The sequence below is a fragment of the Fulvivirga aurantia genome, assembly GCF_009711475.1.
Lineage (GTDB): Bacteria > Bacteroidota > Bacteroidia > Cytophagales > Cyclobacteriaceae > Fulvivirga > Fulvivirga aurantia.
In genome coordinates this window covers 1-1532 of sequence record NZ_SMMD01000287.1, presented here as the reverse complement: position 1 = coordinate 1532, position 1532 = coordinate 1, and the positions used below count along the sequence as shown (strand labels likewise).

Annotated in this window: 2 protein-coding genes; one reads left to right on the top strand and one right to left on the bottom strand. The window is 39.3% G+C overall.

Features of this window, described 5'->3' with window-relative positions; genetic code table 11:
- On the top strand, positions 1-299 hold a 299-nt coding region (locus E1176_RS01195; protein ID WP_185152525.1), incomplete at its 5' end, for a hypothetical protein.
- Positions 300-327: 28 nt separating this feature from the next.
- Here the strand turns inward: E1176_RS01195 and E1176_RS01190 are convergent.
- Positions 328-1380 (bottom strand): App1 family protein phosphatidate phosphatase, encoded by a 1053-nt coding sequence (locus E1176_RS01190; protein ID WP_155208758.1) that lies wholly within the window; start codon positions 1378-1380, stop codon positions 328-330.
- Positions 1381-1532 lie beyond the last annotated feature (152 nt).

The window sequence follows — 1532 nt, the reverse complement described above, 5'->3', positions numbered from 1 at the left end:
CCCAATGGGAAAACTCACAAGCGCGTTACAACAAACTTTTGAGTGATTTAGAAGAACTAATAAAAGCAACCGAAGAAACACTAAAAAGCTACGAAGCACTCAACATGAGCTTTGCCTATGATCTCTACAATGAAGAAATGAATGAGATCATGGAGGAAACAGGCTGTATGGAAGCTTACGCAGAAAATTTTAAACAAGCACACCGCAGCCTATCTAAAAAGCTAAAACACCTTAAAAAAAGCCGTCATGAGGTGCAATTCCAAATGATAATGGATACGATTAATCAGCCACCGAATTAGTAATTGCAATTAAATAATGTGGAGGGGTTTATGCCCAGCCCATTTTTTTTGCGTGGTCCAGCGCATCTTTTGAATTGTCCATCACCAGAAAAGGAATATCAAGGCTTTTAGCCATGTTCAGTAGCTCTTCCTTTCTCTCATCGTGATGCACATGTCTTATGTAAATGGCCTGTATTCGACCTGGGTTATCCTCGTGGATTTTTTTATAAATTTCCGGATCTTCCTGTCCACTATCACCAATAAGAATAAAAGGTAATTGTGGGTAAGCCCGTAAGATTTGCTCGATATATTCAACCTTGTAAGGCATGGTGTCTTGCTTAATCCATTGCTCTGTATCTAATCCTAGATCTCTAAGAAAGAATGGTGCTTTGGGTATATTATGATGCTCACAAAAGGCTACCAGCATATCGTATAAGTTATATGAGCTTCCTGAGACAAAAAACAGAGGGTTTTTATAATTATGAATCAGAGCATGGTATAAATTAGCAACACCTTCAAAAGGGGTTCTCGATTGAGCGTCATTACGCATCATAGTAAATATTCTCTTTATACTATGCATTGCATTAGAGACTATGATTGTGTCGTCAACATCTGAGATAACTCCGAATGGATTGTCCTGTTCACAAACCAATACCTCTCCTACTGCCTCTCGCTCATACTCAAGATCGAATGGCATATTAGTAATTTCCAGCTGTACTTCATGCCACCCGTTTGACATGTGCTGCTCGTCTAAGCCGTGAAACTCTAGTGTAAAATAGCCTTCTTTATCGCTTACGGTTTTGGTCTTGAAACCATGAAGTTCTCCTGTTATTTCAACTCCTGGTACTTCATCACTTTCATATCGTTTCCACGTTTTCTTTAGGTTCGTCCAAAGGTTGTCGGGTAGGTGATCATTGTCATCATGTATTATAGATTCTTTTTCTATGACCCTGCCATGGAGATAGGCCTTATTTTGATTAGCAAAACCCCTGTATGGGTATATGATAACCGGGTCAAATAAGTTTAAAGCATCTTTCACCTTAAACTTGACAGCATCAAATTTATTTTCAGTCTTTCTAACTATTTTCTTAAAGCGCTCCATGTATTACTAACTCGAATAAGAAATGGATTGTTCGCTGGCACCATTTCAGTGTCTTTGGATTGCCTCCGTTTCAGGATCTCGTTGGTCAAGAAGAGATCCCTGCCTGCGCAGGGATGACGCCCTTTAGTGATATTAGATGATTATCAACGGCT

What these genes read in the sequence shown, in the direction of transcription:
- E1176_RS01190 (WP_155208758.1), bottom strand. Translation starts at nt 1,380, where the DNA reads ATGGAGCGCTTTAAGAAAATAGTTAGAAAGACTGAAAATAAATTTGAT.